Below are 14110 nucleotides of genomic sequence, written 5' to 3' on the forward strand. Positions count from 1 at the left end.
ATTATGGAACATTTATCTTCCACTAAACCGTCTCTCGAAACGGGTCTGATTAGGCCGGCGGATCCTTTACCTGTTCAAACACGACTAAATCGGCTTACATTGGTTGATTGGCTGTATCTGGGAGCTTTATTTGCCGGCGCGATTTTTGCGCTCATGCATTATCGTCAGCATATGGACTACTACGAGCAAGCTATTCTGCTTGGGGCTGTGCCAGTGATTGGGGTATTAGGTTGGTATTGGAAGCCTGTGCGTGCGTTGGTTGCGCTGCTGGCACTTTTATCCTGCGCTGCTATTTTTCTCTATCACGGTGAGCTTGCACGAGCCGAGCAAGTTTTTTTCTTAAAATACTTCTTATCCAGCCAATCCGCGATTTTGTGGATGAGCACGCTTTTTTTACTGGCGACGGTATTTTATTGGGGAGGCTTGCTGGCGCGCTCAACCGTTGCCGCTAGGCTGGGTTCATGGTTGTGTTGGGCCGCGGTATTATTAGGCTTCGTCGGCATGATGGTGCGTTGGTATGAATCTTATTTGATCGGCGCAGATATTGGGCATATCCCAATTTCAAACCTCTACGAAGTTTTTGTATTGTTTTGCCTATTGACCGCACTTTTTTACTTGTACTATGAAATGCATTACCAAACGCGCGCACTAGGCGCTTTTGTGCTGCTTGTGATCAGTTCGGCAGTGGGCTTTTTAATGTGGTACGCCGTTGCGCGCGAGGCGCAACAAATTCAGCCTCTGGTTGCTCCATTACAGAGCTGGTGGATGAAAATTCATGTGCCAGCGAATTTCATCGGTTATGCCGGTTTTTCTTTAGCCGCAATGGTTGCTGTTGCGGCGTTGCTTAAACGCTATGGAATCTGGGCTGATCGCTTACCAGCTTTAGTGGTGCTAGATGACCTGATGTATAAATCCATTGCGGTGGGGTTTGCATTTTTTACCCTTGCAACCATCCTTGGCGCACTATGGGCGGCTGATGCATGGGGGGGGTATTGGAGTTGGGATCCTAAAGAAACCTGGGCATTGATTGTTTGGTTAAATTATGCGGCCTGGCTGCATATGCGGCTGATTAAAGGTTTGCGCGGTGTTTTGGCGGCCTGGTGGGCACTGATTGGTTTACTGGTGACGCTGTTTGCTTTTTTGGGGGTGAATATGTTTTTGTCGGGTTTGCATAGTTATGGGCAGTTGTGATCTGTAGTAGTTGCGATAGCGGCTAGGTTATCCATGGACATTTGCGCGGCGCTTTACGTTAGAGAACCATACAAACTGTAACATTCCAAAAAGCGCTTCTGAAGCTAGCTACTCAAGGGTAAATTTAACTCCTTGAGCTTGAGGCCTTCGTTACTGAGGGAGTATGGGTGGCTGTTTCTTGTGGGAGTGTTGATGAGGCTGGCGCCTCTTCTATTAACTGCTCAATGCCAGGATCAGCGCTACGATCAGCGATATAGAGTGGGATCCCATTCTCTGTTCTACCTTCGCCTTCTTCATATTCTGGAGAGGGATCGAAAGCCAGATAGCTCGAGCTTCCAATCAACGCCTCAATCATCTCTTGATTTCCGCTAGCGTTTACTAAAGTTGCCGCTGTTTGGTTCCTCAGGTTAGGGCGCAGCACATTCGTTCTAGGGTGATTTGCCACTATACTTAGAAGCGCTGGATCTCCGCTCGTAGCGGCAAGATGTAAAGCGCCATTCCCATGTGCGCGGCTCAGGAGGTTTGGATTTGCGCCATTAGCTAGCAACCTTGTCACGCTTTCGGCATCACGCTGCCTTACCGCCGCGCGCAAGGCTCGACCTTTTTGTATTTCTTCACTAGGCTGGAAGAATTTTTTGATACCTGCCTTGAGATCCTTGAGACCCGTCAGTAAGCTATTTGACGATCTAGTCGTGTTTTCTGAACGAGGGAGCTGGTGGGATGCATTACCCTCGTTTGCCGGAGCCTCTCCTGCAGTTGCGGGCCTGGACGTGGAAGGCGGAGTGCGGCGTAGCATGAAATTACTCCTAGCGCGTTAATCGTGATTCGGCGGCTGCACTACATAATTTATATTAGACGTTTCCAATATATTAAACACCGATCATAATTTTTCTTATGATGCGAAAGATGCAATAGTTAGGCGAATACATATGGGCGGCTACTGAGTAGGGTACGTTAATCCGGCAGTTTCATTTCAGCCGCGAATAATTGCTCAACTGTTTCGCGCGCACGCACTAAATGGGCTTGTTTTCCTTCTACCATCACTTCCGCTGCGCGTGGCCGCGTATTGTAATTAGAACTCATCGTAAAACTGTAAGCACCGGCTGAGTGTGCGGCGAGTAAATCTCCAGGCTTGAGCGCCAAAGTTCTATCGCGGCCCAGCCAATCGCCACTCTCGCAAACCGGACCAACCACATCGTAGAGTGCAGCGGGGGGGGGATTACGGTGTTTTAGAACCGGCGCTAAGTCATGATAGGCTTGATACATTGCGGGCCGGGCGAGATCATTCATGCCGGCATCGACAATCGCAAAATTCTTGTCTGCGCCAGGTTTCAAATATTCGACTTTTGTTAGCAATATGCCGGCGTTGCCCACTAATGAACGGCCTGGCTCAAATAAAATTTCACGACTGCCATGGCCTCGCTCAGCGAGATGAGTGAGCAGAGTATGCACAAAAGTGCTGATGGCAGGCGGGGTTTCGGCGTCATAGCGAATGCCGAGTCCTCCTCCCATATCGAGATGAGAAATTTGGATGCCATCAGCTTCAAGTGCTTCAATCAGCTCAAGTATTTTATCCAACGCGTCGAGATAAGGCGCGATTTCTGTAATTTGCGAGCCGATATGGCAGTCAATTCCGACGATTTCAAGATGTTTCATGGCGGCTGCTGTGCGGTACGCTGCTCGCGCCTCATCAAAAGCAATGCCAAATTTATTCGATTTAAGTCCGGTCGAAATATAAGGATGCGTTTTTGCATCTACATCCGGGTTGACGCGCAATGACACTCGCGCTGTTTGGTTGGCATGGGCTGCAATATCATGCAAACGGTGTAATTCAGCCAGCGATTCGATATTGAAACATTTGACGCCAGCATTCAATGCTGCTTGCATTTCCGCTGCGCTTTTGCCAACGCCGGAAAAAACAATTTTATCGGCGCGCGCGCCAATCTTGAGTACGCGCGCTAACTCACCGCCTGATACGATGTCAAAGCCCGCGCCTAAGCGCGCGAAGACATCGAGCACAGCAAGGTTGCTGTTTGCTTTAACGGCATAATAAATCTTTGCCTGGTACCCCGCGCATGCGTGCGCGTAGGCTTGATATGCACTAGTAAGCGCTGCGCGTGAGTAAACGTAAAGCGGCGTGCCAAACTGTTCGGCAAGCGTTGTCAGCGGCACATCCTCTACGTGCAATGTGTCGTTAATATATTGAAAAGGGGTATCAAACATTTAATGGCCACTGGAGGACGCGGGCGTGGTTTTGACTGGCGCTGGGCTTGGCCGATTTTCTGGAGGGCTAGGCTGTGGCCTGGCGGCAGACTCGGGTAAGGGTGGCACAGTTGGCAAGTAGAGCGAGCCACGTTGCCCACAAGCAGCTAATGCAGCGAGAAGCGTTACAATGGCACCGGCTTTGCAAATAATCTGCATGGTTAAACTCGGAAAATTGAAGCGGGGAAGTGTAGCATGACCAATCAAAAAGAGTATCTTGCGCTTGCTGAAGCAACGCTAGATGCAATCGAATCCGCGCTCGATGCAAATAGCGCTGAAATTGAATATGAACGCAATGACAATGTATTAACCCTAGAGTTTGCCGACGGCAGCAAGATCATTGTTAATTTGCAAACGGCTATGCAAGAGATCTGGATGGCCGCAAAAGCCGGCGGTTTTCATTACCGATATCGGGATGGAGCCTGGCGCGATACGCGCGATGGCGCTGAATTATTCGCAGCCTTATCGCGCTGTGCAACTGAGCAAGCGGGCAGTGCGATTGAATTGTCTAAAACTGTCTAAGGATTGAGAAATGGGCGGTTGCCGCCCCAAGCTCAGACTTTATTGTCCTTTAAACAAATCTAAAATATCCCGTTTTTCCGTTTCGCTCACGCCAATGTTTGCGCCAGAGATTGCCCCCCCGGCACCGCTGAGGAGAGTTTGGTCAGTATCGATTTGGGCGACAAAACCATGCCTAGGCAAAAAATCATCATAAAAAAACTCGCCATCGATTTGAGTTAGACCGCTACTGGGTTGGGGCCATGCATATACGGCAAGGCGGGGCAAGGCGCGGCTCATATAGTCGATCCAAATGGGCAGAGCTAAACCGCCGCCAGTTTCTCGGTCACCTAGGCTCTTAGGGTGATCATAGCCTAGCCAAGAAATGGCGACCAGTTCATGTTGGAAACCGCCAAACCAAGCGTCGTGGGAGTCGTTCGTTGTCCCCGTCTTGCCCGCCAGGTCAGGGCGCCGCAGCACATTGCTACGCGCACCGGTGCCCCGTTGCACAGTAGAATGTAATAAATTGGTCATTAAGTAAGCATTGCGAGCGCTGATGGTGCGTGGCGCGTTGACTTCAGCCACCAATGGCTGCGCTTGCGAAATAACGATCCCGCGTTGATCGGTGACGGTGGCGATCAAATACGGATTAATGCGGTAGCCGCCATTCGCAAATACGGCATAGCCGGTCGCCATCTGCAGCGGTGTGACGAGTCCAGCGCCTAGCGCCATGGGTAAGTAAGCGGGATGTTTGTCAGCCTCAAAGCCAAAGCGCGTAATGTACTCTTGCGCATATCTAGGGCCAATGTAGTCTAGGATGCGAATTGAGACCAGGTTTTTTGACTTTTCTAAAGCGGTGCGTAAGGTAATCGGGCCATCATAACGGCCGCCGTAATTTTTAGGCTCCCAAGGCTGGCCGCCGGTTTGCTGTGCCGCAAAATAAAGTGGCGCATCATTAATCAGTGTCGCAGGTCCTAAGCCTTTATCCAGTGCCGCGGAATAAATAAAAGGTTTAAAGCTAGAGCCGGGCTGGCGCCAAGCTTGCGTGACATGGTTAAATTTATTTTTATTAAAATCAAACCCTCCGACTAAGGCGCGGAGTGCGCCATTTTGCGGTGTAAGCGCTACCAAAGCGCCTTCTAATTGGGGAAGCTGCGTAATTGACCAAGCACCCTGTGCCGCTTGAGTCACCCGAATCACCGCCCCAGGCTTGATACGCTTAGCATTTGACGCTTGCGCAGTCAGTGCCGAAGCGGCAAATGCCAAACCATCGCCCTTAATGGTGATGGTGTCTCCGCTTAATAATTCGGCTTGGACTTCCTTGGCGTTGGCGGCGATCACCACGGCGGCTCGGAGTTCTCCATTATCCGGTTCATTGAGTAAGGTGTTGGCAATGACTTGATCGCGTGCTTCGGACTCAGCCGGTAAATTAATATATGTTTCTGGCCCGCGATAGCCGTGCCGCCGTTCATAAGCTAGCACGCCTTTGCGGACAGCCCGGTACGCGGCATCTTGCTCGGCTGAATCAATCGTGGTCACGACGTTCAGCCCGCGCGTATATATTTCATCCTGGTATTGCGCGTACATCATTTGACGCACCATTTCTGCGACATATTCCGCATGAACGCTAAATTCTTTGCCGGAACCTTTAACGCGCAAGGTTTCTGCTAGCGCGGCTTTATATTGCGCAGCATCGATATAATGTAAATCATGCATGCGTTTTAAAATATAAGTTTGCCGGATTTTTGCGCGTTTCGGATTAACAATCGGGTTATAAGCGGAAGGAGCTTTGGGCAGACCCGCCAACATGGCCGCCTCGGCCAGGGTGATATTTTTAAGATCTTTGCCGAAATAAATGCGTGCGGCGGCGGCAAATCCGTAAGCACGTTGTCCCAGAAAAATCTGATTCATATACACTTCAAGGATCTGATCTTTCGTCAGGGTTGCCTCAATCCGATAGGCAAGCAGCATCTCGTAGAGTTTACGCGTATAAGTTTTTTCGCTGGATAAGAAGAAATTACGGGCAACTTGCATCGTAATCGTACTCGCGCCTTGGGCGGCGCTGCCATGCATAATATCGGCGAGACCGGCGCGTAAAATACTGATGTAATCTACCCCGCTATGGTCGTAAAAGCGAAAATCTTCAATCGCTAATACGGCTTTTTTCATGACCTCAGGAATTTCTTCGAAGCGTACTGGATGGCGCCGCTCGGCGCCGAATTCACCAATCAGAACATGATCGGCAGTATAGACGCGCAACGGCACCTTAGGTTGATAATCCGTAAGCGCTTCAAGTGAAGGGAGCTTAGGCAGCATCACAATTAGCATATAGGCAATCAGCAGAGTGCCGATGGCAGCTATCGCAGCCGCTGCTCCGCTTAGCCAAAGTAGCAGAACGAGCCAAGGCGAACGGGGAGGGGTGGCGCGTGAGCGCGGGGTGGGAGGAGAGTTTGCAGCCATAAAAATGTTAAGAGATGGACAGTGAATTATAGCTACCCGCCATCATGTTGCGTGTACTTTTCAAATGATCTTAACCTGGTTAATACCATGATTCCGTCACTTTATTCTCAAATTTATTCCCAGTCAGGCGTCGGACCTGTGGCTGGCGTGCATCAAGCAGTCGCTAAATTAGCCATTTAGCTGAGTGTTTTTCTGGTTTATTGATTGACAAAATACAGCCAATCAATAAAGAGCAGATTTTTATTTGCAAACTTAAGGATGCTTGATGCGCATTTCTATGGCTAATGTTACGCGCCGTTTTGCTCTGGGCATTGATGTGAATTCTAATCAATTGCGGGCCATTGTACTCAGCCGTCGGTTCATTGCGTCAGCCGCAATCCGAATCGAGCATATGGGGGTTTGTGCGTTACCTGTGGGCGCGGTGGTGGGCGCGGATTTTATCGATCCAGAGGCGATTGCCGCAGCACTGAGCAAAGCCCTGCTAGCGTGTCGCTGTAAAAAAGCCTTAGCCGCCTCTCGTGCCGCCATGGCTGTGCCTGCTTCGGCAACCTTGGAGCAACAAGTATCAATCGCGCAGCTCGCGCCGCAGCATGGGGCGATGATGCAATCTGATACGGCGCTGGATGTGCTTGAGTCAGCCGTGTTGGCGCAGGCAGAGCATTTGGCGGGGATAGAAGCCACTGCGTTAGCCGTGGATTGGTTCCGCCTCGATCCAACTGGAGCGCCAGATCAATTGACGATTATCGCCACCCCGCGGCGCTATGTAGAAGCGCGGCTTGAAGCGGCTGCTCAAGCGGGGATTATGCTACATGCAATAGATGGCGCAGACGCTGCCGCTTTGCGCTCCTGCCGTTTTGCCGTAATGCAAGCGGGTCAGGCGGATCGGCGTTACGGCGCACTTTGGTTAAGCGCGGAGAGTGGACGTATCTGGTTGATATACGGGCATTCAGTTGAACGGGAACTCAAATTTTCACGTGCTGATTTGGCCACGCCGACCTTGATGGCTAGGCTGCATGAATTAGTCAGTTCAGCTCAGCCGGTATCTGTATTTTTCGCCGGGGAGGTAGATAAGTTGCCGCTGGCGGGTCGCACGGTGGATGAGCTGAGCTCGGTGTTACGCTGTCCAGTGATTGAATTTGATCCGCTAGCGTGTTGCAGCGGAAACCCTCGCAAGTGCAGTAGTGTGCAGGGAGAGTTGGAGAAACGAAACCAGGCTAGCTTGGCATGCGGAGTTGCAATGTCTTTTGCGGTTGCCTTTGGCCTAGCGTTGCGCTGGATGGTATGAAATTATTGAGCCATATGAGCTGGCTAGAGGCCTGTCGTTGGTTGAAGTGCCGCATCGCAGATCAGAATTTTGCGATAGGTGGTTTTAATTTATTGCCCTATCGATATATGCGCGCCCGTGGTTTACGTCAATACCGTAAGTACGGCCTGTTGTCGGCAGCGTTAGCGATTTTTATCTTAAGTGATGTAATACAAACCCGACCGGAATTGCATATTGCTCCTGCTTTATTAAACTCACTGGCGCAGGAATCCATGTTTGTTGCACGGCCAACTGAAGCCGCTACAAATCAGCCACGCAATCCGCTCATTTTAACGCAACGCCAACCGCCGCCAGCCAATGTGGCATTGCAGTTGATCGGTTTATTTGAACGCGGGCAGACGCGGGCGGCGCTTGTGCGCTCGCCGGCGGGCTCGGTTTTGCTGCGCATTGGCGATGAATTAAATGGTGAGGTGGTGACGCGGATTGACGTTGCTTCATTATTATTGTCAAACGGAACCGGTTTGGCGCGCACTCTTTCGCTACGCGAGGCTCACTAATGATTCTGATGCAGCGCGCGCTGCGCTGGACACTACCTCTGCTATGGCTGCTGGTGGGATTAAGCGCTAAGTGCCATGCACAAACTGATGTCAAGCAAGAGCAAAGTGACGCGAGTGCGCCGCTCACAATCGAATTTCAGCAGGCTGAATTATCCGCCGTGTTAAAAGCCTTTGCGGACTTCACCGGTTTGAATATTATTGCGAGCGAGCAGGTGCGGGGCACGGTATCCTTGCGACTTGACGGAGTGCCCTGGTGTGGTGCATTTGATATGCTAATGGAGATGCATGGGTTAGTCGCGCAAAAGCGTGGCAACATTATTTGGGTCGCTACGGCAGCAGAGTGGGCCGACCGAGAGCGGCAGCGTGTTGACGCTCATGCGCGCGCCACTGAGCTTGAGCCATTAATCAGCCATACCTTTGAATTGCATTATCAGCGGGCTGATGAGATCGGTAAACTTCTACATGGAGCAGGTGCGCAACGCGTTTTATCAAAACGCGGAACCGCCATAGCGGACGCCAAAACCAATCAACTGTTGGTGACGGATCTGGCAGAATCTATCGAGCAAATTCAGGCATTGCTAAAAGCGATTGACCGGCCCTTACGCCAAGTTGCGATTGAGGTGCGTATTGTCGAAGCCGAAGAAGGTTTTTCACGCGAACTAGGGGCACGGTTAGCGCGCTTAGGAGAGACTGTGCGCGGCACTGAGCCAAAAGAATTATCCGCCGCTAAAAATGGCCCGATTTATGAATTGCCAGCCGGCCCTCTGGCTGGGTTTGACGCGATGAGTGCAGGCTTCACCCTGTTTAAAGCCGGAGCTAACCGGCTGCTTGCTCTAGAATTAAGCGCGCTTGAAGCGGATGGGTATGGCAAAATTTTATCCAGCCCGCGGGTGGTGACGGCGGATCGCGTGCGTGCTCTAATTGAACAAGGCACGGAGCTGCCTTATCAGGCTAAAGTAGGCAAGGGAATTTCCGGTGTACAGTTTCGCCGAGCGAGCCTTAAACTTGAGGTGACGCCCCATATCACGCCGGATGGTCATGTCGTACTGGATGTCGATGTTTCTAAAGATAGCGTTGGGATGCAGACCCAATCGGGCCCAGCCGTGAATACGAAACATCTACGCACACAGGTGCAAGTTGAAAACGGTGGTACGGTAGCCATGGGGGGTATTTTTATTCAGGATGAGCGCACTGATGTGGCGCGCGTTCCCTGGCTAGGCGAGATTCCGCTATTAGGCGTATTGTTTCGTCATAGCACGCAGAATAAACGCAAGAGCGAATTACTGGTTTTTATTACGCCGAATGTGGTGCCGCAGCCACCTGTGCCAAACTATGAAGGAATTTAACTAAGATGAGAGATGACTTTGCAAGACCCCAAAGCCCACGGTAACCTTTTTTTTATTGGCCTGATGGGTGCAGGCAAGACTACGATTGGGCGAGCGGTAGCAAAGCAACTGCATCAACCTTTTTTTGATTCTGATCACGAGCTTGAAGCGCGCACGGGCGTTCGCATCCCGGTCATTTTTGAACACGAAGGTGAAATAGGTTTCAGACAAAGAGAAGCGCAAATTATCAGTGAGCTCACGCAGCAGACCGGGATCGTATTGGCAACGGGCGGCGGCGCGGTATTAAATGCTCAAAGTCGGCAGTGCTTACGAGAGCGGGGCACCGTGATCTATTTACATGCACACCCGCATGATTTATGGTTACGCACGCGCGGCAGCAAAAATCGGCCATTATTGCAAACGGATAATCCGCGCGCGCAACTGGAAAATTTATATGCAATGCGTGACCCCTTATACCGTGAATGCGCGCACTTTGTGATTGAGACGGGCCGTCCGGCGGCTAGTCGGCTAGTGCATACGGTACTGGCTCAGCTCGAACTGCTTTAACTCTGCTTTATCTTTAATCATGCTGACAGTTAACGTCAATTTTGTTTCACACGCTTATCCCATTCACATCGGCGCTGGTTTGCTTGATCGCACAGAGCTGTTTGCGCCGTACCTCAAGGGTTCATCGGTTGCGCTGATTACAAATGCGACGCTTGAACCGCTTTATGCGGCGCGGCTTAAAGCCGCTCTCGCGCCGCTTGGCAAGGAGCTGATCCAGATCGTATTGCCGGACGGCGAGGCGTATAAAAATTGGGAAACCCTGAATTTTATTTTTACTAAACTGTTAGAGGCTCATGCTGATCGCAAAACCACGCTGATTGCACTGGGCGGTGGTGTAGTCGGCGATATAACGGGTTTTGCTGCGGCTTGTTATATGCGTGGCGTACCCTTTATCCAAGTACCCACTACATTGCTGGCGCAAGTTGATTCATCGGTGGGTGGAAAAACCGGCATTAATCATCCGCTGGGCAAAAATATGATTGGCGCTTTTCATCAACCGCAGGTGGTGATTGCCGATACAGCATTATTGCGTACGTTGCCGTTGCGCGAGCTGGCTGCGGGGTTAGCAGAGATCATTAAAGCGGGGGCGATTGCCGACGCCGGATTTTTTGACTGGATTGAAACGAACATAGATGCACTGAACCGTGGCGATGAAGCTGCAACCGCGGAAGCCGTGCACCGCGCTTGCGGAATTAAAGCACAGGTGGTCGCCGCTGACGAGCGTGAGCAAGGCGTGCGCGCACTTCTTAATTTTGGTCATACCTTTGGCCATGCGATTGAGGCTGGGTTAGGTTATGGCGCATGGCTGCATGGCGAGGCGGTAGGGTGCGGCATGGTGATGGCGGCGACGTTATCGCAACAGCTTGGCTTGATCGATAGCGTAACGCAAGCACGCCTTAAGCAACTTATTGCGGCCGCGCATTTGCCTACGCAAGCGCCTCCATTAGGCAATGAACGTTATCTAGATTTAATGCGCGTTGATAAAAAAGCTGAGGCTGGGCAGATCAACTGTATTTTATTAAAGCGTTTGGGGGCAGCGCTGGTTGAACGCGTGGCAGACCATAATTTATGCGCGGCGTTAACCGCTTCAGTCCAGCCTGATGCCGTGGTAAAACCTAACGCATAATCGGAGTGAGGCTCAAGCGGAGGTCCGCTCGGCTTTTATGCAATGGCTTTTTGATGAATCTGGAGCGCCATGAATTTGATTGATTTAACGGCACTTGAAGCTCACCTTGCACCTTATGCTGCGCGTGCGTCTGCTTCGCGTGGTCGCCGTTACGTGGAGCCTGCGCCTGAGGCTCGCACGGCGTTTCAACGTGATCGTGACCGCATTATCCATTCTGCCGCGTTTCGGCGGCTTGAATATAAAACCCAAGTCTTTGTGAATCATGAGGGAGACCTCTTTCGCACGCGCTTAACGCATAGCTTAGAAGTCGCCCAAATTGGGCGCTCGATTGCACGTAATTTGCGGGTGAATGAAGATCTGGTTGAGGCGATCTCGCTGGCGCATGATCTGGGTCATACTCCCTTTGGCCATGCAGGACAAGACGCACTTAACGAATGCATGCGCGCTTATGGCGGATTTGAACACAATCTGCAAAGTCTTGCGGTAGTCGATGAGTTAGAAGAATGTTATGCGGGATTTAATGGCCTCAATCTCACGTTTGAAACACGTGAAGGCATACTTAAGCATTGCTCTCGCGAAAATGCGCAGCGCTTGGGAGAGGTCGGCGAGCGCTTTCTGCGCGCTGAACAGCCAACGCTAGAAGCGCAAATTGCGAATTTTGCCGATGAAATCGCTTATAACAATCACGATATTGATGATGGCGTGCGTTCCGGTTTGCTGGCGGTGGAGCAATTAGATGAACTTGAGCTGTGGCGGATACATCACCGTCAAGTCCTAGCGCATTGGCCGAATTTAAGTGGACGTCGTTTGGTGCACGAGACAATCCGGCGCATCATTAACGCCCTGATTGTTGATTTGATCGCAGCCACCACCCTCCAATTACAAGATCATGCGCTAGCGTCGCCCGATGCTGTGCGGCGTGCGCCTGCACTAGTTGGACACAGCGCAAACATGGCCGCGCAAGCGCGCCAGCTCAAACAGTTTTTATTTAAAAATTTATACCGTCATTATCAAGTCATGCGAATGACGAACAAAGCGCAGCGCGTTATTACGGGGCTTTTTGATGCATTCAAACATGATCATCGATTGTTGCCGCCTCAATACCAGAGTCAACAGCCTGAGCTTCAGCCTCGATTAATTGCGCATTATATTGCGGGGATGACGGATCGGTACGCGCTTAAAGAGTATCGCCGTCTTTTTGTTGTGGATGAAGGTTGAAGAGAGATTGTCAAAAATTCCGCTCTAAAATTATTGAGGACATACACAGTAAAACGCCGCCAAACTTTATAGTACGGCGGCGTGAATTAAATCAATTAAAGAGCGGAATGACTAAAAGCGATAGCCAATATTAAGATAAGTAATGATTGGGTTTATTCTGATCTTTGCTTCATTTGTTACTCTTATAGGTCCTTCGGGCGTTTTGACGGTCGAATTTATCTTGGCGGTTGTGCGCAAAGGTAAATACGAGACGGATAAGCCAGCGTACCAGCGCTCAGTTAACTGATAAGAAAAACCGGCATTGAACACAGGTGACCAGCGGTTCTCGGCTGAAACCTCCGCTGAATTGCTAAGTAGTTTTTCGCGCGTAAAGCGGTCATTAGTGAGTTTTGCATCAGTAAACCAGACCCGGCTAATACCAAGTCCAGCATAAGGGCGAAATTTTGTTTGTGCATTGCAGAAATAATACTTTAGCAGAAGCGCAGGGCTCCATTGCCGTACCGAGCCGAGTTCTCCATATTGTGCATATTCACCTTCACCATTCAAACTGAAACGAGGTGGAATGCCTACTACGAATTCACCCGCGATGTTATCGGTAAAGAAATAGTTGCCAGACAGGCCGAGTGTATTCGCGTTATTGACCGAAGAGCCAGTATTGTTATGAATCTGGTATTTCGGTGAAGTCATCCGCATCGGGTCGCTGCTGTCGTGCGTATTCAAATGCAGCCAGCCCGTGCCAAGTATAAAGCTACCGGCCGTTTGAGCATGAGCGGCGGCCGCGCCCAATAAAGCGGCACAGGCCGCAAAAATACGAATCAATTTCATTTTCCCTCCTTGGTCAATAATTTTTCGATACCTGCCCCTGCTTGATAAGCAGTGGCAGGAGTGTAACCAATTCGTCTTTATATATCAAATTGACCAGGATAATGATTTTTTACTACTGCCGATATGTCGTATCTTTTTATCTTTGGCTTAGCTATAGAGGCATTTTGAGGGTGCTTAACGCTATTAATTTTGGGTTAGATTGGCCATGCTATTACTTGCCGTAAAATATGCTGAGTTGGAATCTGGGATGGAAACAAACGAATTGCATGGGCTGGATTGGATTGTGGTATCTGGTTCGGCTCCGTTTTCAGGTACGCTTTTCAAAAAGCTATTTAAGAGATATGGGCTACTTCGGCTGAATGGTGTAGGTGAAGGAGGATTTTCTTTAAAAGGGAATGGCTGTTTGAGTCGAGCCCAATTTTCTATACTTCTTTGAGTAAAAGCCTCATATTTTTCTTCGAATTTGTATGCTTCTTCTGGGTCTGCATTGAATTCGTCAATTGATCTAAAGTGCAAAGTATCCACATCCCAATTTCGACGGTCGTTGTTAAATCTCCGTTCGAAAAGCACTTTCGGACGCGGTTTAGACTGCTCGTGGGTACCAAAAGATTGCGGATGTGCTATGTCCCGTGAGGAATTTGATGGGCTGTCGGATAAACGTCTGGAAAAAGCGGTGAGCGTCTGGCTGGATGAGGTTCTGCTAGATTGAGAGGAGACAAGCGTTTCTCCAGATAAATCTTTACTGGGTGAAGGTGAGCTAGCGGTAGCAGAAGTTAGAGGGGAACTTACAGAGTAACGCGAAAACATAAATATCCTA

Annotated in this window: 13 protein-coding genes and 1 pseudogene; 8 read left to right on the top strand and 6 right to left on the bottom strand. The window is 50.3% G+C overall.

What is annotated here, in order from left to right; all coding sequences use genetic code 11:
- Positions 1-3 precede the first annotated feature (3 nt).
- A complete protein-coding gene (gene ccsB / locus MCB1EB_RS01395; RefSeq protein WP_045363436.1) occupies positions 4-1191 on the top strand; it encodes a c-type cytochrome biogenesis protein CcsB in 1188 nt (395 codons plus the stop codon).
- A 124-nt stretch (positions 1192-1315) separates the two neighbouring features.
- On the opposite strand, the gene MCB1EB_RS01400 is transcribed toward ccsB, so the two are convergent.
- From MCB1EB_RS01400 to lptM, 3 genes are all read right to left on the bottom strand, one after another.
- Complete coding sequence (locus MCB1EB_RS01400; protein WP_045363433.1) at positions 1316-1987, bottom strand: ankyrin repeat domain-containing protein; 672 nt, start codon at positions 1985-1987, stop codon at positions 1316-1318.
- A 158-nt stretch (positions 1988-2145) separates the two neighbouring features.
- Positions 2146-3414 carry a diaminopimelate decarboxylase gene (gene lysA / locus MCB1EB_RS01405; RefSeq protein ID WP_045363430.1) on the bottom strand — a complete coding sequence of 423 codons (1269 nt, stop codon included), beginning with the start codon at positions 3412-3414 and terminating at the stop codon, positions 2146-2148.
- Complete coding sequence (gene lptM / locus MCB1EB_RS01410) at positions 3415-3612, bottom strand: LPS translocon maturation chaperone LptM (RefSeq protein WP_081953589.1); 198 nt, start codon at positions 3610-3612, stop codon at positions 3415-3417.
- A 36-nt stretch (positions 3613-3648) separates the two neighbouring features.
- Here lptM and cyaY point away from each other — a divergent pair, with 36 nt between their 5' ends.
- Positions 3649-3975: an iron donor protein CyaY gene (gene cyaY, locus MCB1EB_RS01415; RefSeq protein WP_045363424.1), complete on the top strand. Its 327-nt coding sequence runs from the start codon at positions 3649-3651 to the stop codon at positions 3973-3975.
- 39 nt (positions 3976-4014) lie between these two features.
- Here the strand turns inward: cyaY and MCB1EB_RS01420 are convergent, their stop codons facing one another.
- Positions 4015-6411 (bottom strand): penicillin-binding protein 1A, encoded by a 2397-nt coding sequence (locus MCB1EB_RS01420; RefSeq protein ID WP_045363421.1) that lies wholly within the window; start codon positions 6409-6411, stop codon positions 4015-4017.
- Between the two features lie 265 nt (positions 6412-6676).
- Between MCB1EB_RS01420 and pilM the strand changes: the two genes are divergently transcribed.
- The 6 genes and pseudogenes from pilM to MCB1EB_RS01450 form a co-directional block, all read left to right on the top strand.
- Complete coding sequence (pilM, locus tag MCB1EB_RS01425) at positions 6677-7696, top strand: pilus assembly protein PilM (RefSeq protein ID WP_052393849.1); 1020 nt, start codon at positions 6677-6679, stop codon at positions 7694-7696.
- Positions 7693-8232: a hypothetical protein gene (locus tag MCB1EB_RS01430; RefSeq protein ID WP_045363419.1), complete on the top strand. Its 540-nt coding sequence runs from the start codon at positions 7693-7695 to the stop codon at positions 8230-8232. Before pilM ends, MCB1EB_RS01430 begins: the two co-directional genes overlap by 4 nt.
- Complete coding sequence (locus tag MCB1EB_RS01435; protein ID WP_052393848.1) at positions 8232-9578, top strand: type IV pilus secretin PilQ; 1347 nt, start codon at positions 8232-8234, stop codon at positions 9576-9578. The genes MCB1EB_RS01430 and MCB1EB_RS01435 overlap by 1 nt, the downstream gene beginning before the upstream one ends.
- 12 nt (positions 9579-9590) lie before the next feature.
- Positions 9591-10124 carry a shikimate kinase gene (locus tag MCB1EB_RS01440; protein WP_045363416.1) on the top strand — a complete coding sequence of 178 codons (534 nt, stop codon included), beginning with the start codon at positions 9591-9593 and terminating at the stop codon, positions 10122-10124.
- 19 nt (positions 10125-10143) lie between these two features.
- Positions 10144-11250 (top strand): 3-dehydroquinate synthase, encoded by a 1107-nt coding sequence (gene aroB / locus MCB1EB_RS01445; protein ID WP_045363413.1) that lies wholly within the window; start codon positions 10144-10146, stop codon positions 11248-11250.
- 90 nt (positions 11251-11340) lie between these two features.
- Positions 11341-12468 (top strand): annotated as a pseudogene (locus MCB1EB_RS01450) (deoxyguanosinetriphosphate triphosphohydrolase); the annotation flags it as partial.
- A 111-nt stretch (positions 12469-12579) separates the two neighbouring features.
- On the opposite strand, the gene MCB1EB_RS01455 reads toward MCB1EB_RS01450, so the two are convergent.
- Together MCB1EB_RS01455 and MCB1EB_RS01460 are read right to left on the bottom strand one after the other, a co-directional pair.
- Positions 12580-13293 carry an OmpW/AlkL family protein gene (locus MCB1EB_RS01455; protein WP_045363407.1) on the bottom strand — a complete coding sequence of 238 codons (714 nt, stop codon included), beginning with the start codon at positions 13291-13293 and terminating at the stop codon, positions 12580-12582.
- Between the two features lie 183 nt (positions 13294-13476).
- On the bottom strand, positions 13477-14100 hold the full coding sequence (locus tag MCB1EB_RS01460; protein WP_126353816.1) for a hypothetical protein: 624 nt from the start codon (positions 14098-14100) through the stop codon (positions 13477-13479).
- Between the last annotated feature and the right edge of the window lie 10 nt (positions 14101-14110).

The organism is Mycoavidus cysteinexigens (assembly GCF_003966915.1).
GTDB classification, from domain to species: Bacteria; Pseudomonadota; Gammaproteobacteria; order Burkholderiales; family Burkholderiaceae; genus Mycoavidus; species Mycoavidus cysteinexigens.